Origin of the sequence: Flavobacterium zepuense, assembly GCF_007097145.1 — a bacterium.
In the GTDB taxonomy this organism is placed as follows: domain Bacteria; phylum Bacteroidota; class Bacteroidia; order Flavobacteriales; family Flavobacteriaceae; genus Flavobacterium; species Flavobacterium zepuense.
In genome coordinates, this window is the sequence record NZ_VJVZ01000013.1 from 159737 (window position 1) to 184658 (window position 24922).

Here is a 24922-nt window from a genome sequence, read left to right on the forward strand (position 1 = left end):
GAGATATGGAAAACGGTTTCGACTGGATGCAGTTAATTAACCCGGAGTTTTATATTAACCTGCAGATAGGTGGGGTACCCGTTGGTATTTACGTAGTATTGTTTATTGTTTTTGCCGAGACAGGGCTTTTTGCAGGCTTCTTTTTACCGGGAGACAGCCTTTTGTTCCTTGCGGGTATTTACAGTACAGAACTGGTTAGCACCGTGCTTAGTTTTGATGGCGACTTTTTAAATGTTACCATACTGGCGCTGCTTGTAGCGGCATCGGGTGTGGTAGGCAATACCTTTGGCTATTGGTTTGGTGCCAAGAGCGGTACGTACCTTTATGCTAAAGAAGACAGCTTTTGGTTCAAGAAAAAGTACCTTATACAATCGCACGAGTTTTTTGAAAAACACGGTGGCCGCGCTATCATCTTTGCGCGTTTCTTACCCATCATCCGTACGTTTGCGCCCATTATAGCCGGTGTGGTTAAAATGGAGAAGAAAAAGTTCATGCTGTTTAACATCATCAGCTCACTGCTGTGGTCGTTTACGCTTATTTTTGCAGGCCACTACCTGTATGAGTTGTTTATGAACAAGTTTGATATCGACCTTAAAAAGCACATTGAGCTTATTATCATAGCCATTGTACTTATAACTACCGTGCCACTTGTGCTTAACGCCCTTAAAGGTAATAAGGTTACCGAAAAGGAGTTTGAAGAAGAGGCTACCGATGACGATGATAACGAAAAATCAGGCATTTTCCCGAATTGAAACTCAGCTGGTGGGAAATAGACAGTTGGTTCTCTAATGTCGACTATACCATTGTAGGTAGCGGCATTGTAGGCCTGCATGCAGCTATACGGCTGCGCGAGCGTTTCCCCCATAGTAAAATACTGGTTTTAGAAAGAGGCCCGCTGCCACAGGGTGCCAGTACCAAAAATGCCGGTTTTGCCTGTTTTGGGAGCCTTTCTGAAATTATAGACGACCTCAATATCCACTCCGAGGAAGAGGTTATAAACCTCATACAAAAACGCTGGAGCGGACTCCAATTACTGCGCAAACGCCTGGGCGATGCCGTAATTGATTTTAAGCCCTACGGCGGATACGAGATATTCCTGGATAATGATTCTGCAGGTTATGAAACCTGCCTGCGGAAACTACCATTTGTAAACGATGTGCTTCGCCCGTTATTTAAAGCCGATGTTTTTGCTACGGAGGCCGACCGTTTTGGCTTTAAAGGCACGCAGGAAAAACTGGTATTTAACCCGTTTGAAGGGCAGATAGATACGGGGCGAATGATGCAGGCGTTACTTAAAGAAGCTGCTGCACATAACATTCTTATCCTAAACAGCCAAACGGTTACTGCCTATCACGAAAATGCCGATGGGGTTGAGGTGTCCCTTAGCGATTTTAGCTTCAACACTAAAAAGCTTTTATTTGCTACTAACGGTTTTGCATCGCAATTAACCAATGGTGCTGTAAAGCCTGCACGGGCGCAGGTGCTTATTACAGATCCTATTCTTAACTTAGATATTAATGGTACATTTCATATCGACAGAGGTTATTATTACTTTAGAAATATTGGCAACCGCATACTCTTTGGCGGTGCCCGCAACCTCGACTTTGAGGGCGAAACTACCACTGATTTCGGCGAGACCGACATCATCCAGAGCCAATTAGAAAAGCTACTGCGGGAGGTTATCCTCCCCACAACCGATTTTACCGTCGCCCACCGCTGGAGTGGCATCATGGGTATGGGTATGGCTAAAAAGCCCGTGGTAGAGCAACTATCTAACCACGTTTACTGCGGTGTAAGGCTGGGCGGCATGGGTATTGCCATTGGCAGCATTATCGGGCAGGAACTGGCCGATTTGGTTTAAGTTTCTACTCTCAATCATCATCAGATTGTAAAATTTTGTTTATCATCGCAACAACTGTCTTATCTCGATTGGTAGATAACCCGTCTGTTTTTATAATTGTATATGATACTATATGATAGTCTTTTTGGTGTGATAGAAACCTTTCGTAATATTCTGTTTTTTCAAACAAACCTTCTTTACTATAAAAATATTTATATTTTGTATCAAGACCATTCTCATTGGTGTAAATCTCTTCCCTCTCTATTATTTGGTTATCGTTATTGTACCTCACGATCTCATCTTTAGTATAATCTTCACCGTCGCCGTGATATGTTGTAAAGTTGCCAATACGAGTTGAGTCGGTATAGGTGTATATATATTCCCAAGTTAATTGATTTTTATATACCTGTCTTTTAATTTTTAGTCTGTTGGTTGAATCATAAAGCCTTTCAAGATAATAACCCGACTCGAAAATTGTTTTGGTTTTGTTGCCGTTTTGGTCATACTCATAATTTATCTTTTTACTAACAGAGTCACCAAAATGCAAGTTTTTCAATTCTTCGATCGGTTTATTGTTGTCATTATAATTATACGTGCTTTCATATCCACGATAAAAAGTTTTCTCGCCGTCGGTATAAAATTTGATTTCTTTTACAAGCAGGTTTAGATTATTATATTGATACGTTGTAAAATTATCAATACGTTTTAAATCATTGCTGTGTGGCTTTGCATAACCAAGTTTTTCCAAGAGCCTGCCATTTTTATCTAAATAAAATACTGTAGAGGGCCTGTTAGCTCTATTACTGATTTTTTTAGTGATCTTATTATCTTCATCAGTCTTAAAATAATGCCCTATAATTTTCACAACAATTTCTCCTTCTTTCTTAGGCGCATTCTGCCCATACAAACATTGCAGGGATAGCATTATTATTATTATTATTATTATTATGGTAATAAGGTGTTTCATTTTTAAAAGCCTGTAACTAAATATACATAATAAGTTTTACCTTCGTAAAAAAGAAATACTATGGGTTTACAGCCACTACAATCAGAAGAAGAATACCAAAAAGCAACTGCCAGGATTATTGAATTATTTAATGCCGAAGCCGGTACTGCCGAAGAGGAAGAACTGGAAAAACTTTTAGAACAGGTTACCGATTATGAGGAAGAACACGGCATTGAAGCCGAAGAGGATGAGGAGGAAGAAGTTTAGTAAATTTATGCGCTAATTGTTTCATCATAAGCATTCTAATTTCTGCAAAAAGTTTTATCTTCGTTAAAAACACATACCAATGGACTGGAAAACTATTACTACAGAGGCAGAATACGAATTGGCCATAAGGCGTACTATGGAACTTTTTCATGCACAGCCCAACACCCCCGATGGCGAAGAACTGGAGCTTTTAGAGAATCTCATTAACGAGTATGAAGAGGCCGATAGTACAAATACCGAGTATGATGCCGAATAGTTTTACTGCCTGATTATGATTTGCTAAAGGGTAAATTCGTAATTTCGCAGCCTGTTAACCTGTTGTTTTTATGTTTAAAAAAATACTCCGCTTATTGTATAAGCTGATGCTGTGGTTTGTTGTAGTATCGGTACTCTCGGTACTCCTGCTGCGTTTTATCCCTATTCCTTTTACCCCGCTTATGATAAGCCGTGCTTTTGAACAAAAAGCCGATGGCCGGGAAATGCACAGCAGCCACGACTGGGTGCCTATAGAGGAGATATCACCTAATCTTCAAAAAGCGGTTATTGCCAGCGAGGATGATAAATTCCTGACCCACCACGGCTTTAATTTTGATGCCATGTACAAAGCCTATAAAGGCAATAAAAAAGGCAAAAAAATTAAAGGGGGCAGTACCATTAGCCAGCAAACTGCCAAGAACGTGTTTTTATGGCAGGGCAGGAGCTATGTGCGTAAAGTGATGGAGGCTTATTTTACCGTGCTGATAGAGCTGCTGTGGAGCAAAGAGCGCATTATGGAGGTGTACCTTAACAGCATAGAAATGGGCGAAGGCGTATACGGGGCCCAGGCAGCCGCAGAGCATTGGTTCCATAAAGATGCGGCCAGCCTTACCAGGCGCGAAGCCGCCAGTATTGCGGCAATACTTCCCAACCCGCTTAAATACAGGGCTACAAAATCGTCACGGTACATAGAACGCCGCAAAGGCAGGATAGTAAAGCTTATGCGTTACGTAAAGCTGGAATATTAGTCATGAAAGAGCATTTCGGCTTTATTATAACCCTGCTTTTTACAATGGCATGCGCGGCACAAAAGCCGGTTGAATTTTCTTTTGTTACCGATAACGACCTGTATACATCGCCTGTAAACGACCAGTATTACACGGCGGGTATAGAACTTATTTGCCATTACCTGGGCAAAGCAAAAAATGAAAATGTTGCCAAAAAAATAACCGAATTTAAGCTGGGAATGTATATTTACAACCCTCAGTCGATACAGGCGGCAGAACTTAATGTGCACGACAGGCCTTTTGCAGGCTACCTTTTTGCCGAAGCAGGTATTAACACCTTTTACAAAAATGAAAGCGTACTGAAAGTTAACTTTCAGGGAGGGGTAGTAGGACCCGAAGCCGGTGCCGAACAGGCACAGCAGGGGTTACACGATTTATTAGGTTACCACACCGTTAGGGGGTGGAATTACCAAATAACCACCACACCCGCGTTACAGCTTAACGGATTATATTCCCACAAAATATTAGGAGGCTCTTTTAAAGATAAAGTCGACTTTCATGCGCAGTTGCAGGCCGATGCCGGAACTATTTGGGTTGGCGCTTCTGCGGGCATTATGGCGCGTATAAGCCTTAAAGGGCTGTTGTTGCCCATGTATGATTCTGCCTTGCACGGAGCAGCCTTAAATCACGACCCTGAGGCATACAAAGAGCAGCGCGAGTTATTCATTTACGTTAACCCTAACATCAACTACCAATATTTTGATGCTACCATAGAGGGCAGCCCTTTTAACGATAAAAGTCCGGTTACATTCCCCTTAGTGCCCTACCGCTTTAATGCCGAAGCCGGAGTTAAATACCGCAAAAATGCGTGGACGTACTCTTACTCATTTAACTACCGCGGTAAAGAGCTATATAACAATGTTATAGAGGGGTATTATTACGGCTCTATAGTGTTGTCATACATGCTGCATTAATAGTTTTCAGTCGCGGTTTACAGTCTCAGTCGCAACAGAGCCGAAGCATCTGTTACAATAATGTGAGATTGCCGCGGTCGTCCTCCCTCGCAATGACCGGCTCCTGAAAACTGCGACTGCGACTGTAAACTTCAACGGTAAACTATTTTGGCGTTACACCCATATTGTAAAGCGTGAACGATTGTATATCGGCCAGCTCGTTAATACTTTGCTTGACTGATTTTCCTGCACCGTGGCCGGCGTTAACATCAATGCGGATAAGCACCGGTGCCGGGCCTGCCTGGTTTTCCTGTAGGGTGGCAGCAAACTTAAAACTGTGCGCCGGTACAACGCGGTCGTCATGGTCTCCGGTAGTAACAAGGGTTGCCGGGTATTTAACACCTTTTTTAATGCTGTGTACGGGTGAGTAACCTCTTAGATACTCAAACATTTCTTTACTGTCTTCGGCAGTGCCATAATCATAGCCCCAGCCTGCACCTGCGGTAAAGGTGTGGTAACGCAGCATATCCATAACGCCTACAGCAGGCAGCGCCACTTTAAACAGCTCCGGGCGCTGCGTCATGGCGGCACCTACAAGTAGTCCGCCGTTAGAACCGCCACGTATGGCAATGTAATCGGGAGATGTATATTTGTTGGCGTTAAGGTATTCGGCAGCGGCAATAAAATCGTCAAATACATTTTGCTTGTGCATTTTTATACCGGCATCATGCCATTTTTTACCGTACTCGCCACCACCGCGCAGGTTAGCCACGGCATAAATACCGCCGTTTTCCAGCCATACGGCATTGCCTATTGAAAACGCAGGGGTAACACTTTGGTTGAAACCACCGTAACCGTATAGTATGGTTGGGTTTTTACCGTCCAGCTTTAAATCCTTACGGTAAGTTATTATCATGGGTATTTTAGTACCGTCTTTAGAGTTGTAAAATACCTGTTTAGAGATGTAATTATCGCTGTTGAAATCTACTTTAGGCTTTTCGTACACGGCCGATTTACCGGATTTTACATCGTATGAATAAATGGTGCCCGGTGTAACATAATTGGTAAACGAATAATACAGGGTTTTGTCGTCTTTTTTGCCGCTAAATCCGGCAGCAGTGCCCAGTCCCGGCAATTCAATATCCCTAACCAGTGTGCCTTTGTAATCGTATTGCTTAATGGCCGATACCGCATCCTTCATATAAGCGGCAAAAAGGTAACCGCCGCCTTTATTAACGGTAAGCACGTTATCGGTCTCCGCAATGATATCTTTCCAATTTGCCTGTTGCGGGTTGGCAGCATCTACAGTAACCAGGCGATTGTTAGGGGCCTTATAATCGGTAAGGATGTACAGGGTGGTGCCATCGTTATCAATAACATGGCTGTTGCTTTCAAGGTTGTCAACCGCGGTAATTATAGGGTTATTAGGCTTGCTGAGATCCTGTATGAAAAGCTCCCCACCCGAAGTTGAATTCGCCGCCGAGATTACCAGGTAACGCTCATCTTCGGTTAGGCTGGCACCTATGTACCTTCTTTTCTGGCTGTCGCCGAAAATAACCTTATCCGACTTTTGGGCAGTACCCATTTTGTGGAAATATAGTTTGTGCTCATCGGTCTTTGCCGAAAGGAGGCTGCCCTCGGGTTTTTCGTAAGTTGAATAATACAGCCCTTCGCTACCTTTCCATGCAAGGCCGCTGAATTTTATGTTTTCCAGCGTTTCCAGCGGTTTTTTGGTAACGGCATCCATAAGGATAACTTTGCCCCAGTCGCTGCCGCCTTCCGATATCATATAGGCAGCTAAATCGCCATTTTTATTGAAGTCGAGTTTAGCCAGTGATGTGGTACCGTCTTTAGAAAACGTGTTGGGATCTAAAAACACCTCTTCTTTACCATTTTTGTCTTTACGGTAAACTACGCTTTGATTCTGCAAACCGTTATTTTTGCTGTAATAGGTATAGTTACCCTCTTTTGTAGGCGCTGATATCCTTTCGTAATTCCATAATTTTTCAAGGCGCGCCCGTATAGCCTCCCTAAAAGGGATTTTATCCAAATAGTTAAACGTAACCTCATTCTCAGCCTTTACCCATGCGGCAGTTTCGGCAGACCGGTCGTCTTCCAGCCAACGGTACGGATCAGGAACGGCGGTGTTAAAATAATTATCGGTTGTTGCGTCTTTTCGTGTTTGCGGGTACTGTATTTTGATAGGATTCATTTGTGCGGTCATGCTAAGGCCACAGGCCATAGTAAGGGTAACTAAGGTGTTTTTCATGGGTAAGTGGCCTCGTTTATTTCACACAAAAATAACCCAAATAAAACTATTATTGTGTAAATAAAGGTTTGTATTTCTGCTTGTGCTTATACAGTAATATTCCGTTTAATGCTACTACTACCAGTGCTGTTGCTATGGCAGGCACATCTAAAAACAGGTGGAATAACAATATGTTAAGCGATATGGGTACGAGCACCAATATGGCAAATGGCACCCAGAGTTTAAAGATGAGCATAATGCCTATAATAATTTCTAAAACGGCTACCACGGTAAGTACATAGCCGGTATCGGCAAGTGATTTTAAAAAATCGGCGGCTTCGGCAGGGGGTTGCGGCAGGGGGATAAAGGTGTAAATTTTATTGGCACCGAACACGATTAAGATAATTCCAAGCAAGATCCTTACAATTTGGGTAAATTTAGAATTCATAGGCTAAATGTTTATAAGTTACTAATTATAAAAATATTACCTAAAGCTACTAAATTATCCTGAATAATTTTATGAAATTTTTATGATATCGATAAACAGAAAATTTTAACCACAAATCCCATTACCAAGTGGATTTGGTAATTTGTTGATTTGGTAATTTGTGGTTAAAATAATTCTATGGCTACTCTACAGTTACCGCAAAAGTAGCTTCGGCATCGGTACCGCCACCTGCATTCGTAATATCGCCGTTGGCTACGTTAGCGCCCGACTTATTAGGCAGGTGGATCAGTGTTATGGTCAGGTTGCCGTTTGTGCCTGTCGCTGCTGCTGTGTAGGTAAAGTTTAGCCCCACAGGGTGCCCGTTAGCATCCATGTCGGCATACGTAAAGGTGCCTAAGCCACTCTGCTGAAAAAAGATCTGGTGGTCGGTGGCTTCTTCGTGTACCTCTTCGGTAATATTATCGGCCGGGCTGGCAAGTTCATTTAAAAAGGTTATTGTGCCGGTATAAGCCATACCTGCTGCAAAGTTACCCGATACTGTTTTTACAGGTGCGTTGGGCCCGTCGCCATCCAAATCGCGCGATGTTAGTACTACTGGCGCGCCGCCTGCGGTTGGGGTAAAAGTTGCGGTTAGGGTGGTTATTACTTCTTCTTCGTTTACCGGTGCGGGGGTATCATCATTGCTGCATGCGCTAAGCGATACAATGGTTACTAAAGCAAGGACAAGGGTTTTGAAATTCTTCATTTTGAAATGTATTTAAGTATTAATAATTAAGTTTTAATTGTAATTGAAAATTGCGGCCTACTTCATCAGTATACAGCCTTTGGCGGTTTAAATAGTCGCGGTATGCAGTGTTAAATATATTGTTGACCGACACATTTATCGCGGCCGTTGTTTTACCTAAGGCAAACTGCGCCCCCGTTGTAAAATGCAGTAGTTGATAGCCGGGCGGCGGAGTACTGATGTTAACCAGCGTAGGCACTAACTCGTTGCCCGCGGGTACATCGGCATTAAAATTATTGTTGGGGTAGCGGGTTTGGGTAAACACGGCTTCGCTACGTACCTCAGCGAACAGGCTGTGAAAATTTTGAAGCGTATAGCGAAGCGTGTTGGTGATATTTAACGGTGGCATATCTATAAGCGGCTCGCTGGACAATGTATTGGTAGCATGCAGATAGGCTGCGTTAAGGCTGTGCTTAAGATGTGATGTAATGTTCCAGTCGGTATGCAGGTCTGCGCCTGCAAGCAGGGCATTGGTTTGCATGTATTTGTATACCGGGAACGTGCCACGAATAGTATATTCTACACCTGTAGGGCTCAGGTAAATAAAGTTATTGATGGAATTAAGGTAAGGCGTAAGCTCAAAACTAAACGCGCTGCCGGTTTTTAAAAGCGTTGCAGAGAATTTAAGGGCTTTTTCTTTTTGGGTGCGTAAATCACCCAACTCTATGGTGGCGTTGCTGTGGTGCAGGCCATCGCTAAAAAGTTCGCTTGGATTAGGATTGCGCATAGCTAAGCTTACATTACCCAAAAGGGTCAGGCTGTTGCCGAAATCCTTCCGTAGCCCCACACTTGCCGAAACATTATGATACGTAAATTTAGGATTGGTGAGCCACTGCGAACTGTAATCGCCTATTATAATGTCATCAAAAACGCCGTTATAACCCAAGGCATCCCAACGTGATTTCTGGTAGTATTTAGTAGCATCTATACGGCTAAAATCATAACGCACGCCTGCTTCGCCGCTAAGGCTGCTGCTAAAGGCATACTGGTAAATGCCATACACCCCGGCATCTAACTTATCGTAATTAGGAATTAGCGGACGTATGCCTGTTGCCGGACTCGCATCGTTATGCTGCATCGATCCGCTTACGCCGGCCTTGTACGTGGCGTTGTTTGCGGTTTTTTTCCAGTCGGCGTTTACGGAGTGTGTTGATAAGGTTAGGTCGAGCGCTGCTATGTTGGCGTAATCGCCACGGCGAAGGTCGAACTCCTCCCTTCGGTTTAACTGAAAGGCGTATTGTAGTGCAAGGGTAGCGCCATCTGCCAAATCTTTATTGAAATTCAGCTTTGCTAAATGATGCTGCACCTCCTGCCTTGGCGCGCCAATTTTATACGTAAACGGCCTAATTACCGATGGCTCCTGATTGTTAATCGCACGAACCAGATCGCTCACGTTACCAATGTGTGTAGCCTCAGCAATGCCAATGGTAGCATTGTAAAAGCTATAGGTAGCCTGCAAGTTGTAGTTGCTTCCAATGTATTTTACATCGCTTGCAAAATTGGCCTCGCGGTTGCCGGTGTTGCTCAACACATAGTCAGGCGTTTCGCGGTCGCCCATGTATTTAAATGTGCCACTTGCATTCCACGCCCAGCCTTTTTCGGCTCCCTGATGCAGGCTGCTTGTTACACTGCCTCCGCGCCCGTTGCTGTCGGCGGTAAGTATCGTGCGGCCAAAAAGCGTGTCCTTTAGCACGGAAACGGGTTCTACAAGAACGAGGCCACCCACGGCATCGCCGCCATATTGCAAGGCACCCGCGCCTTTTATTACCGATACCCGCCCGGCGGAATTGATATCTAAATTGGGGGCATGTTCGGTACCCCATTGCTGGTCTTCCAACCTAACATTATTGCTAATTACCGGAACCCTGCTGCTGTGCAACCCATTAATAACCGGTTTTACAATGGTGCTGCCCGTTTTAAGCGAACTTACCCCGGCAATCTCCTTAAGAGCATCACCCAGGCTGGTGTTGCTGTATTTTTCTATGGTTTCGGCCTTGAGCCGGTCTTCGTGCACGGTACTTTTGGCCTGTGCGGTTTCGGTTAACACCACCTCCTGCAATTGGGTGCTTTCGGGATTCAGGACGGCATCTAAAACAAGGTTGCGATAGATATCGACTACCGTATCCAGGCTTTTGTACCCAATGTATGATACAACCACGCGGTGACTCCCCGCGGGGATGCCGGGCAGGCTGTACAACCCATCGGGCAGGCTCATGGCGTGCAGGTTATCTATGTGGATGTGCGCCCCATCTAAGGGCTGGTTTTGGGTGGTGGCAACTTTTCCGCTGAGGGTAACCTGGGAATATGCGCACCAGCTTCCGGCCAAAAATACGGCCAGCAGCGTGAAATAAATTCGCATGGTAATGTGATTTGACCTCACCCCCAGCCCCTCTCCAAAGGAGAGGGGAGCCAGGGATGGATATTAAGTGACGAGTAGCTTGTTTGTCCTCACCCTTAACCCCTCTCCGAAGGAGAGGGGAACTCAAACGTGCTACTTACGGATGTAAATAGGTTGTATTCTATCGCGTCAATATAATTTACTGATAGATGTAAGTATGGGTGTAGTTGCTCCCCTCTCCTTTGGAGAGGGGCTGGGGGTGAGGTCTAAAATGACGCTATGCTAAAACAGGAGGTGCTCGTAGTGCAAAGAGGCTACCGGCAAAGAAAGTGGCACTTTCTGTATTGCTGTAGCTGTAAGGTATTGGGGTAAAAGCAAAATTGAGGGTAAGGCAAAATTGCGGCGGGGCAACAAAAAAGTCGAAGTGGAAATCGCAAATGTGGCAGTCGTCATCACCATGTTGGATGTCGGCTGTAAGGTTGTGGCTTTCCTTAGCGTGTGCCTCATGCGTATGCGTTTCGGCAGTGTGCTTGTGGCTAAAGGCATGAAAAGACTGGTAGGCAATGGTAAGTTGTACCAATGCCATTAGTGCCAGGTTAAATAATGCGAACTTTCTTTTCATGAAAGGCAAAGGTACTAAAAGAATTTTATTAATTGCAATAAAGTTGCATTTAGGAAATTTTTAACGAAGCGCAAATGTTATCCCCACCAATGGGTATTTTTCTTATGAATACTAATTTTGCTGCAATTACTGAAGATTTAACGGTTATATTAGCTAAAAAAATGTTTTTAAACAAAAGTTATAATCATTTGTGTAGTTAATATGGAAAAGCACGACTTGGATAAAGAAAGGTATGATGTTAAGTATTGGCCGGTAATATTAATTTCCACAGGTATAGTCATTTTATTATTCCTTTGGGTGTTTTTATTGACACGGAATTTTTCGTTCGAAAGTTTTGATTTTACTGCAACCGGACAAATTGGAGATACTATAGGCGGGCTAACCGCGCCAATAATTGGTTTGTTTGGGGCAATATTGGTTTACGTTTCTTTTCAGGCGCAACTGAAAGCCAATAGGATGCAGTTTGATGCTTTAAATTATGAGAGAAACAGAGTCATTTCCGAAATGAAAAAGCAGGATGCGTTACGGTGGTATCAATATAGGTTTGATGAACAGAGTAACCTAGCTAATAATTTTGAGCAATTATCAATATTTTCAAACGGAAGAGAGTATAAAGGGCATGCTGCCATTTTAATTTTAAACGGTATAGGTTTAAAAACTATTGACCCAGTTGAATTACAAGAAAAAGGAATCTATATAATGCAAATGATAACTTTTTTGAATCGATGGCATAGACATTTTTCAGAAATAAACAGAGCGAAAAAATCATACAAGGAAGAAGTAGATGAATTGATGTTATCTTCGGAACTCGATTATCTAAATACATGTGTTATTATAACTAAAATTATTTTACCAAATCTTGTTATTGAACAAAAGGAAAAGATTGAGAAGATAATTGAAAATACTAAAAGTATAATTACAAGAATTAAGGATATAAATGCTGGTTAATATAAGCGGCTTCATTTTTTAATTCCATAATATCTAAAACAAAATAACCTGCAACATCCTAAAACGCTACAGGTTATAAATATAGTTTAAAAAGGTTTACACCAAACCGTTTGCAACAAGGTACTCGGCGATTTGCACGGCATTGGTGGCGGCACCTTTACGAAGGTTATCGGCTACGATCCATAAGTTAAGGGTGTTGGGCTGGCTTTCGTCGCGGCGGATGCGGCCTACAAAAACATCGTCTTTACCTTCGGCATATAACGGCATTGGGTAGTCAAACAATGCAATGTTATCCTGTACGGTAATACCATCGGTGTTTTCTAAAATGGTGCGGATATCGGCCAGTTCGTAATCATTGGTAAACTCTACGTTAACGGCTTCGCTGTGGCCGCCTACGGTAGGTATGCGCACGGTTGTAGCCGTAACCTGGATAGAATCGTCGCCTATAATTTTCTTGGTCTCACGGGTCATTTTCATTTCCTCTTTGGTGTAGCCGTTGTCTTCAAAAACGTCTATCTGAGGTATTGCATTACGGTGAATGGGGTATTTGTACGCCATTTCACCCTCAATGCCTGCGTATTCGTTTTCCAGCTGTTTAACGGCTTTAACGCCCGTACCGGTAACGCTTTGGTAGGTAGAAACCACCACGCGCTTAATATTGTATTTTTTGTGAAGCGGCGCCAGTGCCAGTACCATTTGTATGGTAGAGCAGTTGGGGTTGGCTATAATTTTATCATCTTTTGTAAGTTCGCCGGCATTAATTTCGGGCACTACCAGTTTTTTGGTAGTATCCATACGCCATGCGCTACTGTTGTCTATAACCGTAGTTCCGGCCGCGGCAAATTTAGGGGCCCACTCTTTAGAGGTATCGCCTCCGGCAGAAAACAGCGCTATCTCCGGCTTCATGCTCACGGCAGTTTCAAGGCCAACAACCTTGTACTTCTTACCCTTATATTCGATCTCGTTTCCAACCGACCTCTCTGAAGCCACGGGAATTAATTCGGTTATCGGGAAGTTTCTTTCTGCCAGTACTTTTAGCATTACTTGTCCTACCATTCCGGTAGCGCCCACAACAGCAACTTTCATATTTACTATGTTATTAATTAAACGTTTAACGCAAAATTAGTTATAAAAGTGTTTCAACACGCAAAAATATAACAAAGAAAAACCGCCTTTACGAGGCGGTTTTGTTAAACAATAGAATATTTAGTGTAGCGGAAACGTCTTTTTATACTGTGTGTGATAAAACAAACACTTTATGTGAAAATTGATAAAATTTCAACTAAAAGTTGCGTGATGCCAATAGCATCAAACCAACTGCCTTTTTTCTGCTCCATAATTACACGTTAGGCCTGCTTTTAAGGGCATCCCTGATTTCCATAAGCAATTTTTCTTCGTTGCTTGGAGCAGGCGGTGCGGCAGGTGCAGCCTCCTCTTTTTTACGGAGCGAGTTAATACCTTTTACAATTAAGAATAATGCAAATGCCACGATTAGGAATGATAGCACGTTACTTAAAAAGTTGCCGTATTTTACACCGGCACCCCAGGTAAGTTGCTTAATATCTTCCAGCCCTGCGCGTTCTAACAGCGGGGTTAATATTAGTGGTGTTATAATGTCTTCTACCAGCGATTTTACAATAGCGCCAAAAGCAGCACCTATAACTACACCCACCGCAAGGTCTACAACATTACCCTTTAAGGCAAACTCTTTAAATTCTTTTGCTAATCCCATAAGCTTATTTTAAGGTTAGTATAATTGATATGCTAAGTTACAAAAACTATTGCTACACTTTATGAAAAACCTCTTAACGGCTTGTAAAGGGATGTTAAAGTCTAATAATTGAGCCGGTAGGTAAGCTGCCTATATGCCGTTCCTCCGGAACTCCGCCGTGTGTGTACAACATTTTGCTATAAACATGGCGCTTCCCTAAAGCTCAGGAACTACTGTTTATGTATATTTGGAGTATAGATACTAATACGTTACAACAGGTTATGAAGCGGCAAACTATCAATACAAATTATTTAGAAACAATTGACTGGTTAAACGGTACTATTTTTGACTGGGCAAGTGCGGGAAAAATATATTATCCGGATGGGCAGCAAGGGCAAGTGGGACAATATCATTATAGTCTTGATTTTGATGGATCAATAACATCTACCGATGGGCAGTATGCCTTTATTTATCAACGCCTTGGTACAAAAGGGCTTTTGTTAAAGAACGGAGTGCTGCTGCGCGAAATTAACAGGTCGTATTATTGTGCAGATACCTACGAATACCCCGCTGCATTTGTTACTGTAAATAATACAACCTACCTTATACATTGCCCCAACGATTATTGCCAGCTCGATTTTGAAGAGGTAGAAACGGGAAACATTGTTACGGCTATTGAAGGGAGAAAACCATCGGACGTTTTTCATTCGAGATTGTCAATCAGCCCTAATGGAGACTATTTAATGGTTTGCGGATGGGTTTGGCATCCGGTAGAGTTGGTTGATTTATTTGATATTGCTGAGTGCCTTAAAAACCCATTACTGTTAGACAAAACGTTTTCACATAATTTCGGTATAGAAATATATTCGGCAAGTTTTATTGATAATGAGCACATATTAGTTGCATCATCAGATGGAGAACTTTTTGATGATGAGGTTCCACCTATACTTCCGCCAAAACATATTGCTGTATGGAATTTCAAAAATAACGAACTTTCTAAACCCGTTGAGGTGGATAATACTACCGGAAATTTCTTCGCGATTAATAGCAGACTGGCTTGGGATACATATAAATTTCCGAAACTTATAGATATCGAAACAGGCGAAATTATGGATAAACTTGAAAGCGTAAATTCAGGGATCCAGTCTTCTTCTATATATACTAATGCAACCAATTGCCCGCAAATTCGATTTGACAGGCAATCGGGTATAATAGCAATTAAGATTAGCAGTACAATTATTGAGGTTTTATCTGTAAAATAAACTACTCCTTATAAAAAACCCTCTTAACCCGTTGCGAGATGCTTGTTAATATCTCGTAGGGTATGGTGCCCAGTGCCTTGGCAATATCGCTAACGGTGGGTGCCGCGCCAAAAATAATAGCGGTGTCGCCTTCTTTACAGTCAATGCCCGTAATATTAACCATCATCATGTCCATGCTTATGGTGCCGGTAATTACGGCCTTGCGGTTATTAATTACCACATAGCCACGCTCGTTGCCCCAGGCACGTGGTATACCATCGGCATAACCAATGGGCAGGGTGGCAATATGGGTTTGCTGCCAGGTACGGTACTTACGGGCATAGCCAATGCTTTCGCCCCGCGGAATATCTTTTATCTGGAGGATAATGGTTTTAAGAGTGCCCACGGTTTGCAGGTACAGGCTTTCCGTCTCGTCGTTGCCCACGCCATACAGGCCAATGCCCAGGCGCACCATATCATATTGCGCGTCGGCATAATTGTAAATGCCCGATGTGTTGAGTATGTGGCGTATCGGGCTAATGTCTAACACCTCCATAAGGTGTGCCGACCACGCATCGAACTTGGCTATCTGCCCCAGCGTAAAGTCGCGGTACTCCGGCATATCGCTGGACGACAGGTGTGAAAAGATACTTTTAACCGAAACAAGGTTGTTGTTACGCAGCAGGTCAATAAGTTCTTCGAGCTGGTTTTCTTCAAAGCCCAGGCGGTGCATGCCGGTATCTAATTTTATATGGATGGGGTAGTTGCTTAAATTCTTTTGCTGTGCCACGGCTATAAAGGCACGCAGCTCTTTGGCCGAATATATTTCCGGCTCAAGGTTATACGCTGCCATAGCTGCAAAGGCCGAACTTTCGGGGTTCATAACAATAATAGGCGTACTAATACCCGCATTGCGTAACGAAATACCTTCATCGGCGAAAGCCACCCCCAGATAGTCGACCTTTTGGTGCGATAGCGCCTTGGCAATTTCATAACTGCCGCTGCCATAGCCAAAGGCCTTTACCATTACCATTATTTTAGTAGCAGGTTGCAGGCGGCTTTTATAAAAGTTGAGGTTATGGATAATGGAGTTGAGGTTAATTTCCAACACTGTTTCGTGGGTTTTCTCCTCAAGGAAAACTACAATTTCATCAAACCTAAAGCTACGCGCGCCTTTTACCAGTATAGTTTCGTCTTCAAACGAGCTGGCTTTGTAGTGCGCCAAAAACTCCTGCGTGGTTTTGTACGGAAAGAAATTTGGGAAATCAGCCAATTGCTCGCTAATTTTTTCGCCTATGCCTATAACCTGGCTAATGTTGTGCCCGGCAAGCAGTTTGGCTACTTTGGCATACACTAATTCGGTATCGAACCCGCTTTGGAAAACATCCGACAGGATAACCGTCTTTTTTTGGTGTGTTTTGTGCTGCTCTAAAAAGTCGAGTGCAATTTTAAGCGACTGGTAGTCGGAGCTAAAACTATCGTCGATAATCGTGCAGCCGTTGTTACCGTTCTTAACCTGTAAGCGTAGTTCAACGGGAAATAAACCCGCAAGCCTGTCGGTAATCGTTTCCTGGCTGTAGCCCAAATGCAGCATAAGCATAAGGCAGCTAATGGCATTTTCTATAGACGCTTCATCGGTAAACGGAATAGCCGCCGTAAATGATGCATCGTTATAAAAAACTTCCAGTTGGGTACTACCATTTTTTGGTGAGGGGACAACCTGCACATCGGCACCCGGCTCAAAACTCCATGTAAAGGTTTGTAGTGAATAGGAGGCCAGCAATTGCTGTTCTATAAATTTATTTTGCTGAAGTATAAGCGTCTTTACATTAGCAAACAGCTTCAGTTTTTCCTTGATCTTTTCTATACGGGTGGCAAAACCTTCATCGTGCGCAGCGCCAATGTTCGTCAGTATACCAAAATCCGGATGGATAATGGGTTCCAGTTTTTCCATTTCGCCCACGGTAGAGATTCCCGCCTCAAAAATGCCCAGGTTGTGCCTTTCATTAATTCCGATTATTGATAACGGCACTCCCACCTGCGAGTTGTAGCTCTTGGGGCTACGGATAATGGTATAATCGGGGCTCATAAGGTAATTGAGCCACTCCTTAACAATAGTTTTGCCGTTGCTGCCCGTTATGGCAATCACCGGAAAGTTAAACAGCTGCCTGTAGTAAATGGCAAAATCCTGAAGGGCGGTAAGGGTGTTCTCCACCACAAAATAGTTGGCCTTGCCAATAACCTCCACAGGAATGTGGCTTACCACAAAGTTAAGCACGCCTTTGTCTATAAGCTGGGCTATGTACTCGTGGCTGTCGCGGTTTTGGCCTTTAAGTGCAAAAAACAGCGTGCCTATATTGTTTTGCAACGACCGGCTGTCTATAGATACGTTGTCTATTTCCATATCGCGCTGCCTCCCCTCAAAACGGGAATGCATAGCGGGTATAATGTCCTGGGTATTTACGCTCAAGGGTTTGATTTTTTTGGATTTTGTCTGGTACTGAAAATTCTAAGAATGACTACCGAATTTTTATGGATGGCATATATAATCTTGTAGTTCCAGATTACGGCAAAACGTACAGACGGATTATTAACTGACGGCTCTATAGGGTATTTTTCAGGTATTACGATAAGAGAATTAGCCAGGTCAAAAATTTTATTGAAAACCAATAAGGCATTTTGTGGACTCTCTTGTTTAATGAAATTGTATATAGCTTCTAATTCATCAGAGGCTTTCTTTCGCCAAATAATTTTCATTGGCCTAATATCCTGCGTTTTACTTCGTCGCTGGAATATGTTTCCATGTTTTCTTCTTTCAGTTGTAAAAGGGCAGAATTAATATCCTGTACAAAATCCTTGTTAGTTATAGGATTGCCATCTGTATCAAAACCAACTATATTTTCTTCATCCAAAAGCCTCGAAATCTTTTTAAGTAAACCGTCATCTGACAGGTTAAGAACGCGTTGCGCTACGCTGATTTTTAATGCCTCTGTTTTCATCTACACTACTTTTTATCAAAGGTAATTAATTTAAATAAATCATTTGATATCTCCTAATAATAGTTGAAAATTGACTTTAACGTATCAGGATAAAATCCCAAACAATTCTCTAACTTTGTTTTACACTTTACAGCAAGATGGCTAAGATAATAGGCTCTTTTTATTTAAAACTGACCGATGACGGCAACCTGGCAGGCGAATTTACCAACAGCCGCCTTTTTACCGTTGCTAAAGAAAGCGCTATCCTTATAGAAAAAGGCAATGCCCCTTTTATAGGCAGGTACTTTTCTACGTGGGATGGAGTGTATGGGCCGGCATCGGGCATACTTACCGTTTCGTTTATAGAAAGCACGGTGCCCAGCAATGTTAAGTATGATTTGGTGTGGACGGCAGAAGACGGCGATATACTTTTTACGGGTGAAGCGCTCCTGGCCGAAGGGATGCTTATAGGGCACTACGTTTCGGTAAATGATAAGTAGGGGCTACTCTGCCTTATCCGTCTTTTTAATAAAATCGGCTTTATTTTCCTGCTGTTCACGCAGGGCTTCGTAGTAAGCAGCACGGCTAAGGGGTTCATATTCTTCAGTTTCGCCTAATAAAACAAGGTTGTTGTTATTCGCTTTCCTAAAACTATAATTGGCAAGGTTACCGGTGCGGGTGCACACGGCGTGTACTTTGGTAACATATTCGGCGGTAGCCATAAGGGCAGGCATGGGCCCAAAGGGGTTGCCCTTAAAATCCATATCCAGTCCGGCTACAATAACGCGTATACCGCTGTTGGCCAAGTCGTTGCATACGGCAATAATTTCATCGTCAAAAAACTGGCCTTCGTCTATACCCACCACATCGCAGTCCTGCGCCAGGAGGCGTATCATGGCGGCCGATGTTACCGGGGTAGAGCGTATCTCGTTAGCATCGTGGCTAATAACCATTTCTTCGTGGTAGCGGGTATCTATAGAAGGTTTAAATATCTCCACTTTTTGTTTTGCAAACTGCGCCCGCTTAAGCCTGCGGATAAGTTCCTCTGTCTTGCCCGAAAACATGGAGCCGCAGATGACCTCTATCCACCCAAACTGTTCTTTATGGTTTACTGTATTTTCGAGAAACATTTTGTATTTTTCAGGCTGTAAAACAGAAATGTTTTCTGTTACTTTGTATAAAACAAATTTATTAAAAAACTATTGCGCCAACCCCTATTATTCTAAAAGTTATGAAGAAAAGATTAGAAGCCGACCTTATAAGCATTGCCCACCGCATACTGAAACTTAAGGACAGGGCCGAGATTGACCAACTGCAGCAGGAAACGCTAAGGCTTTACGAAAAGCTGTCGGTGCTTAAATTTGTAGAAGATAATTTTAAGGGTGCAACTCCAACTATTGGGCATGCGTCGGCGCTGTTTAAGCTGGACGAGGTGTACGGCCTTGACGAAGCCGAACTGGTAAAGCCTGAGCCGGGCGAACTGGATAAGGAAGCCGACCAAAAGGCTGCCGAGCGCAAAGAAAAACAGGAGGCTAAAAAAGCGGAGCAATCTGAAGATAAAGAGAATGAAAGTGGCGAAGGAGTAGATACCGATACGGATGGCAAGCAGCCTGTAGCCGAAGAAGAGAAAAAAGAAGCCCCCGAAGCTGCAGCAACCGTTCCTGCTGAAGAAGAAAGCGAAGTGGCAGATGATGCTAAAGCGGATGACGCACCAAAACAGGATAAAGAGAATGAAAGCGGCGAAGGTGTAAATACCGATACAGAGGGCAAACAGCCTGTAGCTGAAGACGAGAAAAAAGATACCCCTGAAGCTAAGGAAACTGTTCCTGCTGACGAAGAAAACGAAGTGGCTGAAGCCGATATAGAAAACGACACCACCGAAGAAGGCGAGCCAAAACCGGAAGAAGAAGAAAAACCTGAGGTAGAAGAGCCAAAGGAAACTCCGCAGGTTGAAGAACCTAAAGAAGAACCAAAAAGCGAAGCTAAAGCCGAAGAGCCACAAACCGAAGAGCCTGAGGTAAAAGTTCAGGTGGAGAAACCGGCGGAGGATGTTAAGGCTGAGGAGGCTTCTGCGGCAGCGGTATATGAAAAAGAGCACGAAAGCACCCCCGAAGAAGAGGAAAAAGCTGCCGATGCCGAGATAAAAACAATTGAGCCTGATGCCAATACTAAAGTGGAGGACAATAAAATAGGTTTTGAATTTGCTTTTGAGCGCCCTGCTGCGCCCGAAACACCTGCAAAACAAAAGGAAATTTCGTTTGAGGATTTCCACGACTATAAAGAGCCTGAGTTTGTAAAGAAAGGCGATGATGCCCCTAAGCCTGCCGCCGATGCGTCGGACTGGCGTAACTGGGAGCCTAATAAAGCCGCCACTCCTGAGGCGCCTAAAGCCCCGGAGCAGCCTAAAAAGGAAGAGCCTGTAAGCGACTGGCGCGATTGGGAACCGTCTAAATCCAACACCCCTGAGCCTGCTGCACCGCAAGCTCCTAAAGCTGAGGAAAAAGACTGGCGCGACTGGGAGCCTACGCCATCGGCACCTAAGGAAGAACCTAAGCCTGCCGCTGCGCCTAAAGCGTTTAACGACGGTTTTGTAAAGGCCATTTCGCTCGGGCTAAACGACCGTATTGCCTTTGAGAAAAACCTTTTTGGCGGCAGCAGCGATGATCTTAACCGTGTCGTGTCGCAGCTTAATACGCTTAACACCTACCAGGAGGCAAAAGACTTTATAGATGACCTTGTTAAGCCCGACTACAATAACTGGAAAGGCAAAGAAGAATACGAAGAGCGCTTTATGGTGCTGGTAGAAAAAAGATTTAGTTAATGTCCAAACTTTACATTGTTCCCACGCCCATAGGCAACCTTGAGGATATGACCTTCCGGGCCATAAAAGTGCTTAAAGAGGTTACCCTTATCCTGGCCGAAGATACCCGTACCAGTGCCAAACTGCTCAAGCATTTTGATATTGGCACGCACATGCACAGCCACCACATGCACAATGAGCATAAGACGGTAGAGGGCATTATCCAGCGGCTGCAAAACGGCGAAAGCATTGCCCTTATTAGCGATGCTGGTACGCCCGCCATATCCGATCCCGGGTTTTTGCTAACCCGTGCATGTGTGCAGCATAATATTCCGATTGAATGCCTGCCCGGCGCCACGGCCTTTGTGCCTGCGTTGGTCAATAGTGGCCTACCTAATGATAAGTTTGTTTTCGAAGGGTTTCTGCCTGACAAAAAAGGCCGTCAGACCCGCTTTCTGGCCTTAGCCGAAGAGCAGCGTACCATGATATTTTATGTATCGCCACACAAGCTGGTTAAAACCCTGTCCGAATTTGTTCAGTACTTTGGTGAGAGCCGCCCCGTTTCGGTATCGCGCGAATTGAGCAAACTGCATGAGGAAACCGTTCGCGGTTCGGCCGCTGAGGTGTTGGAGCATTTTACCAAAAAAGAGCCCCGCGGCGAGATCGTGGTGGTAGTTGGCGGTTTTGTCCCGGAGCCTAAGGCAAAACGTTCTAAATTCTCTGAACAGGACGAGGAGGAGTAGAGACGCAATGCTTTGCGTCTTCCACGCATTATTGTCATGCTGAGGTACGAAGCATCTCTATAAATTGGAACGCGGATAACGCGGATGCGAGCAATCGCGGATTTAAACGGATTTTTTACAATCAGTTTTTCACGTTCTGTCATTGCGAACGGAGCTTGCGGAGTGCGGCAATCTCACTCGTGTTGTTTTGCAACTTCGATACTTTTAAGATTCGATACTCTACTTCGCTGTACTTCGGTCGGAATGGAATACGGTTATTCCATGTCGACGATAGGAGACATCTCTGTACATGCAAAAGAAATTATCCAAAAATAATGAGACTGCCGCGGTCGTGCCTCCCTCGCAGTGACGGTGCGGGGTTGGATTGCTATACTGTGCTGGCTTTTCAGCTCCGGAGGAGCGCCATATTTATAGAAAATTTACAAGGCACGACCCTGAGCTCCGGAGGAGCGGCATTATATGCCGCTCCTCCGGAGCTCACTCCAAGGACAATCATTAGGTGCTATAGATATGGCGCTCCTCCGGAGCTTTTCTCAATTACCATAATTGTTTGCTATAGATATACCGCTCCTATAGCGCTTTCAACACCAATCACTACATTGCATAGCAATTTCATTTCAGTGGCTTATATTTGCAATTCAATACAAGCCACAACCACACACCATGCGCTGGAACCTTAAACCCAAACCCGATACCCATAAAGTAAACCACCTTGCTGCGGCGCTCAATGTAGATGCTGCGGTGGCATCATTACTGGTGCAGCGCGGTATCGAAACGTTTGAAGCGGCTAAGGCGTTCTTTAGGCCGTCGTTGACCGATTTGCACGACCCCTACCTTATGAAGGATATGGATAAGGCGGTGGCGCGTATTGAGCAGGCGGTTGCCAATAATGAGTGCATACTGGTTTTTGGCGATTATGATGTAGATGGTACCACGGCGGTATCGCTCGTATCAAGCTACCTTAAAAGTTACTACCCCAATGTAGATACGTACATCCCGGACAGGTATAAGGAGGGCTACGGCGTGAGCAATGCCGGGATTGATTATGCCGATGATAATGGCTGTACTCTGATTATTGCGTTAGACTGTGGTATAAAATCGATTGATAAGGTGGAATATGCCAACGCTAAGGGCATCGACTTTATTATTTGCGACCACCACCGCCCCGGTGACACTCTGCCCGATGCGGTCGCGGTGTTAGACCCTAAACGCGACGATTGCGATTACCCGTATGACGAGCTGTGCGGCTGTGGCGTGGGCTTTAAGCTTATCCAGGCATTGGGTATGAACAGGGGGGAGACGATTGAAGACCTGGTTCCATACCTTGATTTGGTTGCCACTGCCATTGCGGCTGACATTGTGCCGATTACGGGCGAGAACCGCTCGCTGGCTAAATTTGGGCTGGAGGTTATTAATACGTTCCCGAGGCCGGGTATTAAGGCGCTGATTCAGAACATGAAACGGCAAACCCTTACCATAAGCGATGTGGTTTTTGTTATTGCCCCGCGTATTAATGCTGCAGGCCGCATTAAGCATGGCAACTATGCGGTGCAGCTGCTAACGGAGTTTAACCTTGCGCAGGCTGAAGAGTTTGCAGCATCGATTGAAACCCTTAACGCCGACCGTAAAGACCTTGACAAGCAGATGACGGTGGAGGCACTACGGCAGATTGAACAGAATGCCGACCATGATAAGTTTACCACCGTGGTGTACCAAGAAGACTGGCACAAGGGGGTTATTGGAATTGTTGCATCGCGCCTTACTGAAACCTATTACCGCCCCACGCTGGTGTTTACCAAAAGTGGCGATAAACTGGCGGCTTCGGCACGATCGGTTAAAGATTTTGATATTTATAATGCCCTCGAGGCCTGCGCCGAACATTTGGAGCAGTTTGGCGGGCACATGTATGCGGCGGGCTTAACGTTGCTGGAAAATCAGTACGAGCAATTTAGGGCAAAGTTTGAGGCAGTAGTACAGGAAACGATTGACCCCGAATTGCTTACCCCTGAGATTAGTATAGATGCAGAGATTGATTTTGAGGACATTACTCCCAAGTTTCACCGCATACTAAAGCAGTTTGAGCCATTTGGGCCGGGTAATATGAGTCCGGTATTTTTGAGCCGAAATTTAACCGATAGCGGTTTTGGCAAGTCGATAGGGTCAGACGATACCCATTTAAAGCTGTTTGTACGGCAAAATGGGTCTGAAGGCTATGGTGCAATAGGTTTTGGGCTGGCTGCCAAAAAAGACCTGGCCTGCAACGGCGATGCTTTTGATGCGGTCTATTCTATCGATGAGAATGAATGGAACGGGGTAACGAGCCTTCAGTTGCGTTTGAGGGATATTAGATGCGTGGAGTAAAAAAATCCAAATTCCAATTTCCAAATTTCAAACGAGGAAAATTCCAAATTACAGCTTTAAAATTTCAAACCTTAAGAAGGAAATAAGATTATGAAATTTGTAATTTAAAATTCATCATTCAAAATTTAAAATAGTATAAATATACCGCTCGGTATATTATTTTCAGAATTTCAAAATCGTCAAAAAAAGTATTTTTTTTATACCGATCGGTATATTATTAAATTGTAAATCGGGTGGATTTAGAATGCAATTGTAATGCAATCTCAAAATCCAAAAGTGAAATATCAGCGAAAAATAATTCAATTTTATTTAGAATGATTTTAAATAATTGCTATTTTTGTTTCAAATCATTTTGGCATGAAAGAAATTGAGCAGATTTATTTTAACGATTTTGGGGTAGCATTTCATTGGAAGAAAAACGATGCGGTTTTAAAAGACCGTATACAGATGGTTTTTAAGGAAACCGGGTTTTATTTGTCTGAAAATGAGGTAAAAGACTTTGCTAAACTTATAGATGAAGCTTGCCGCGAAACGGGCTGTGTTGATTGCTGCCATCGTGCGCGCTGCCACAAGTTTTTGCTTAAAACCCCATTAAAACAGGTAGACCTTGCAGTATCTAAAAGTGAGCTAATGCAAATAAAAGACCTTGTAGAGGGTACTATCTTTACAATTCAACTACTTAATTACCTTGATATTACGTGTAAAAATTAG

The 24922-nt window shown here is 43.8% G+C and carries 25 protein-coding genes; 13 read left to right on the forward strand and 12 right to left on the reverse strand.

What is annotated here, in order from left to right; genetic code table 11:
- Positions 1-5 precede the first annotated feature (5 nt).
- Both FMM05_RS18070 and FMM05_RS18075 read left to right on the forward strand, forming a co-directional pair.
- Positions 6-752, forward strand: coding sequence for a DedA family protein (locus FMM05_RS18070; protein WP_143374825.1), 747 nt, complete (start codon positions 6-8; stop codon positions 750-752).
- Positions 749-1861 (forward strand): NAD(P)/FAD-dependent oxidoreductase, encoded by a 1113-nt coding sequence (locus FMM05_RS18075; protein WP_143374826.1) that lies wholly within the window; start codon positions 749-751, stop codon positions 1859-1861. The genes FMM05_RS18070 and FMM05_RS18075 overlap by 4 nt, the downstream gene beginning before the upstream one ends.
- 10 nt (positions 1862-1871) lie before the next feature.
- Here the strand turns inward: FMM05_RS18075 and FMM05_RS18080 are convergent, their stop codons facing one another.
- Positions 1872-2807, reverse strand: coding sequence for a hypothetical protein (locus tag FMM05_RS18080; protein ID WP_143374827.1), 936 nt, complete (start codon positions 2805-2807; stop codon positions 1872-1874).
- 60 nt (positions 2808-2867) lie between these two features.
- Here FMM05_RS18080 and FMM05_RS18085 point away from each other — a divergent pair, with 60 nt between their 5' ends.
- The 4 genes from FMM05_RS18085 to FMM05_RS18100 all read left to right on the forward strand — a co-directional run bounded on the left by FMM05_RS18085 (position 2868) and on the right by FMM05_RS18100 (position 5010).
- A complete protein-coding gene (locus FMM05_RS18085) occupies positions 2868-3053 on the forward strand; it encodes a hypothetical protein (protein ID WP_143374828.1) in 186 nt (61 codons plus the stop codon).
- Between the two features lie 79 nt (positions 3054-3132).
- Positions 3133-3309 (forward strand): transcriptional regulator, encoded by a 177-nt coding sequence (locus FMM05_RS18090; RefSeq protein ID WP_143374829.1) that lies wholly within the window; start codon positions 3133-3135, stop codon positions 3307-3309.
- Positions 3310-3379: 70 nt separating this feature from the next.
- Positions 3380-4057: a monofunctional biosynthetic peptidoglycan transglycosylase gene (gene mtgA, locus FMM05_RS18095; RefSeq protein WP_143374830.1), complete on the forward strand. Its 678-nt coding sequence runs from the start codon at positions 3380-3382 to the stop codon at positions 4055-4057.
- A gap of 2 nt (positions 4058-4059) precedes the next feature.
- Positions 4060-5010, forward strand: a complete 951-nt coding sequence (locus FMM05_RS18100) for a lipid A deacylase LpxR family protein (RefSeq protein ID WP_143374831.1) — start codon at positions 4060-4062, stop codon at positions 5008-5010.
- A gap of 142 nt (positions 5011-5152) precedes the next feature.
- Here the strand turns inward: FMM05_RS18100 and FMM05_RS18105 are convergent, their stop codons facing one another.
- The 5 genes from FMM05_RS18105 to FMM05_RS18125 form a co-directional block, all read right to left on the reverse strand.
- Complete coding sequence (locus FMM05_RS18105; protein ID WP_143374832.1) at positions 5153-7258, reverse strand: prolyl oligopeptidase family serine peptidase; 2106 nt, start codon at positions 7256-7258, stop codon at positions 5153-5155.
- Positions 7259-7307: 49 nt separating this feature from the next.
- Positions 7308-7685, reverse strand: a complete 378-nt coding sequence (locus tag FMM05_RS18110; protein WP_143374833.1) for a DoxX family membrane protein — start codon at positions 7683-7685, stop codon at positions 7308-7310.
- A gap of 181 nt (positions 7686-7866) precedes the next feature.
- Positions 7867-8430, reverse strand: a complete 564-nt coding sequence (locus FMM05_RS18115; RefSeq protein ID WP_143374834.1) for a type 1 periplasmic binding fold superfamily protein — start codon at positions 8428-8430, stop codon at positions 7867-7869.
- 19 nt (positions 8431-8449) lie between these two features.
- Positions 8450-10828, reverse strand: a complete 2379-nt coding sequence (locus tag FMM05_RS18120) for a TonB-dependent receptor (RefSeq protein ID WP_143374835.1) — start codon at positions 10826-10828, stop codon at positions 8450-8452.
- 256 nt (positions 10829-11084) lie between these two features.
- On the reverse strand, positions 11085-11429 hold the full coding sequence (locus FMM05_RS18125; protein ID WP_143374836.1) for a hypothetical protein: 345 nt from the start codon (positions 11427-11429) through the stop codon (positions 11085-11087).
- A 201-nt stretch (positions 11430-11630) separates the two neighbouring features.
- Between FMM05_RS18125 and FMM05_RS18130 the strand changes: the two genes are divergently transcribed.
- Positions 11631-12377 carry a hypothetical protein gene (locus tag FMM05_RS18130; RefSeq protein ID WP_143374837.1) on the forward strand — a complete coding sequence of 249 codons (747 nt, stop codon included), beginning with the start codon at positions 11631-11633 and terminating at the stop codon, positions 12375-12377.
- Positions 12378-12473: 96 nt separating this feature from the next.
- On the opposite strand, the gene FMM05_RS18135 is transcribed toward FMM05_RS18130, so the two are convergent.
- Both FMM05_RS18135 and mscL read right to left on the reverse strand, forming a co-directional pair.
- Positions 12474-13463 (reverse strand): aspartate-semialdehyde dehydrogenase, encoded by a 990-nt coding sequence (locus FMM05_RS18135; protein WP_143374838.1) that lies wholly within the window; start codon positions 13461-13463, stop codon positions 12474-12476.
- Between the two features lie 253 nt (positions 13464-13716).
- On the reverse strand, positions 13717-14109 hold the full coding sequence (gene mscL, locus FMM05_RS18140) for a large-conductance mechanosensitive channel protein MscL (RefSeq protein ID WP_143374839.1): 393 nt from the start codon (positions 14107-14109) through the stop codon (positions 13717-13719).
- A gap of 260 nt (positions 14110-14369) precedes the next feature.
- Between mscL and FMM05_RS18145 the strand changes: the two genes are divergently transcribed.
- Entirely contained in the window at positions 14370-15350 is a 981-nt protein-coding gene (locus FMM05_RS18145) for a hypothetical protein (protein WP_143374840.1), read from the forward strand.
- A 1-nt stretch (position 15351) separates the two neighbouring features.
- On the opposite strand, the gene FMM05_RS18150 is transcribed toward FMM05_RS18145, so the two are convergent.
- The 3 genes from FMM05_RS18150 to FMM05_RS18160 are packed head-to-tail and all read right to left on the reverse strand — an operon-like array spanning position 15352 to position 18328.
- Complete coding sequence (locus FMM05_RS18150; protein WP_143374841.1) at positions 15352-17799, reverse strand: bifunctional UDP-N-acetylmuramoyl-tripeptide:D-alanyl-D-alanine ligase/alanine racemase; 2448 nt, start codon at positions 17797-17799, stop codon at positions 15352-15354.
- Positions 17796-18086: a type II toxin-antitoxin system RelE/ParE family toxin gene (locus FMM05_RS21305; RefSeq protein ID WP_143374842.1), complete on the reverse strand. Its 291-nt coding sequence runs from the start codon at positions 18084-18086 to the stop codon at positions 17796-17798. The genes FMM05_RS18150 and FMM05_RS21305 overlap by 4 nt, the downstream gene beginning before the upstream one ends.
- On the reverse strand, positions 18083-18328 hold the full coding sequence (locus FMM05_RS18160) for a hypothetical protein (protein ID WP_143374843.1): 246 nt from the start codon (positions 18326-18328) through the stop codon (positions 18083-18085). The genes FMM05_RS21305 and FMM05_RS18160 overlap by 4 nt, the downstream gene beginning before the upstream one ends.
- A gap of 137 nt (positions 18329-18465) precedes the next feature.
- Between FMM05_RS18160 and FMM05_RS18165 the strand changes: the two genes are divergently transcribed.
- Complete coding sequence (locus FMM05_RS18165; protein WP_143374844.1) at positions 18466-18807, forward strand: hypothetical protein; 342 nt, start codon at positions 18466-18468, stop codon at positions 18805-18807.
- A 3-nt stretch (positions 18808-18810) separates the two neighbouring features.
- On the opposite strand, the gene FMM05_RS18170 is transcribed toward FMM05_RS18165, so the two are convergent.
- The gene (locus tag FMM05_RS18170) at positions 18811-19437 is read right to left on the reverse strand and encodes a thymidine kinase (RefSeq protein WP_143374845.1); all 627 of its coding nucleotides are present in this window, start codon (positions 19435-19437) and stop codon (positions 18811-18813) included.
- A 101-nt stretch (positions 19438-19538) separates the two neighbouring features.
- On the opposite strand from FMM05_RS18170, the gene FMM05_RS18175 reads away from it, so the two are divergent.
- The 4 genes from FMM05_RS18175 (at position 19539) to FMM05_RS18190 (ending at position 24922) form a co-directional block, all read left to right on the forward strand.
- Positions 19539-21128: a hypothetical protein gene (locus tag FMM05_RS18175; RefSeq protein WP_143374846.1), complete on the forward strand. Its 1590-nt coding sequence runs from the start codon at positions 19539-19541 to the stop codon at positions 21126-21128.
- Positions 21128-21850 (forward strand): 16S rRNA (cytidine(1402)-2'-O)-methyltransferase, encoded by a 723-nt coding sequence (gene rsmI, locus FMM05_RS18180; RefSeq protein ID WP_143374847.1) that lies wholly within the window; start codon positions 21128-21130, stop codon positions 21848-21850. The genes FMM05_RS18175 and rsmI overlap by 1 nt, the downstream gene beginning before the upstream one ends.
- A gap of 663 nt (positions 21851-22513) precedes the next feature.
- Complete coding sequence (gene recJ / locus FMM05_RS18185) at positions 22514-24211, forward strand: single-stranded-DNA-specific exonuclease RecJ (protein ID WP_143374848.1); 1698 nt, start codon at positions 22514-22516, stop codon at positions 24209-24211.
- A 357-nt stretch (positions 24212-24568) separates the two neighbouring features.
- Positions 24569-24922 (forward strand): hypothetical protein, encoded by a 354-nt coding sequence (locus tag FMM05_RS18190; protein ID WP_143374849.1) that lies wholly within the window; start codon positions 24569-24571, stop codon positions 24920-24922.

What these genes read in the sequence shown, in the direction of transcription:
- FMM05_RS18070 (WP_143374825.1), top strand. Translation starts at nt 6, where the DNA reads ATGGAAAACGGTTTCGACTGGATGCAGTTAATTAACCCGGAGTTTTAT.
- FMM05_RS18080 (WP_143374827.1), bottom strand. Translation starts at nt 2,807, where the DNA reads ATGAAACACCTTATTACCATAATAATAATAATAATAATAATAATGCTA.
- FMM05_RS18085 (WP_143374828.1), top strand. Translation starts at nt 2,868, where the DNA reads ATGGGTTTACAGCCACTACAATCAGAAGAAGAATACCAAAAAGCAACT.
- FMM05_RS18090 (WP_143374829.1), top strand. Translation starts at nt 3,133, where the DNA reads ATGGACTGGAAAACTATTACTACAGAGGCAGAATACGAATTGGCCATA.
- mtgA (WP_143374830.1), top strand. Translation starts at nt 3,380, where the DNA reads ATGTTTAAAAAAATACTCCGCTTATTGTATAAGCTGATGCTGTGGTTT.
- FMM05_RS18100 (WP_143374831.1), top strand. Translation starts at nt 4,060, where the DNA reads ATGAAAGAGCATTTCGGCTTTATTATAACCCTGCTTTTTACAATGGCA.
- FMM05_RS18105 (WP_143374832.1), bottom strand. Translation starts at nt 7,258, where the DNA reads ATGAAAAACACCTTAGTTACCCTTACTATGGCCTGTGGCCTTAGCATG.
- FMM05_RS18110 (WP_143374833.1), bottom strand. Translation starts at nt 7,685, where the DNA reads ATGAATTCTAAATTTACCCAAATTGTAAGGATCTTGCTTGGAATTATC.
- FMM05_RS18115 (WP_143374834.1), bottom strand. Translation starts at nt 8,430, where the DNA reads ATGAAGAATTTCAAAACCCTTGTCCTTGCTTTAGTAACCATTGTATCG.
- FMM05_RS18120 (WP_143374835.1), bottom strand. Translation starts at nt 10,828, where the DNA reads ATGCGAATTTATTTCACGCTGCTGGCCGTATTTTTGGCCGGAAGCTGG.
- FMM05_RS18125 (WP_143374836.1), bottom strand. Translation starts at nt 11,429, where the DNA reads ATGAAAAGAAAGTTCGCATTATTTAACCTGGCACTAATGGCATTGGTA.
- FMM05_RS18130 (WP_143374837.1), top strand. Translation starts at nt 11,631, where the DNA reads ATGGAAAAGCACGACTTGGATAAAGAAAGGTATGATGTTAAGTATTGG.
- FMM05_RS18135 (WP_143374838.1), bottom strand. Translation starts at nt 13,463, where the DNA reads ATGAAAGTTGCTGTTGTGGGCGCTACCGGAATGGTAGGACAAGTAATG.
- mscL (WP_143374839.1), bottom strand. Translation starts at nt 14,109, where the DNA reads ATGGGATTAGCAAAAGAATTTAAAGAGTTTGCCTTAAAGGGTAATGTT.
- FMM05_RS18145 (WP_143374840.1), top strand. Translation starts at nt 14,370, where the DNA reads ATGAAGCGGCAAACTATCAATACAAATTATTTAGAAACAATTGACTGG.
- FMM05_RS21305 (WP_143374842.1), bottom strand. Translation starts at nt 18,086, where the DNA reads ATGAAAATTATTTGGCGAAAGAAAGCCTCTGATGAATTAGAAGCTATA.
- FMM05_RS18160 (WP_143374843.1), bottom strand. Translation starts at nt 18,328, where the DNA reads ATGAAAACAGAGGCATTAAAAATCAGCGTAGCGCAACGCGTTCTTAAC.
- FMM05_RS18165 (WP_143374844.1), top strand. Translation starts at nt 18,466, where the DNA reads ATGGCTAAGATAATAGGCTCTTTTTATTTAAAACTGACCGATGACGGC.
- FMM05_RS18170 (WP_143374845.1), bottom strand. Translation starts at nt 19,437, where the DNA reads ATGTTTCTCGAAAATACAGTAAACCATAAAGAACAGTTTGGGTGGATA.
- FMM05_RS18175 (WP_143374846.1), top strand. Translation starts at nt 19,539, where the DNA reads ATGAAGAAAAGATTAGAAGCCGACCTTATAAGCATTGCCCACCGCATA.
- rsmI (WP_143374847.1), top strand. Translation starts at nt 21,128, where the DNA reads ATGTCCAAACTTTACATTGTTCCCACGCCCATAGGCAACCTTGAGGAT.
- recJ (WP_143374848.1), top strand. Translation starts at nt 22,514, where the DNA reads ATGCGCTGGAACCTTAAACCCAAACCCGATACCCATAAAGTAAACCAC.
- FMM05_RS18190 (WP_143374849.1), top strand. Translation starts at nt 24,569, where the DNA reads ATGAAAGAAATTGAGCAGATTTATTTTAACGATTTTGGGGTAGCATTT.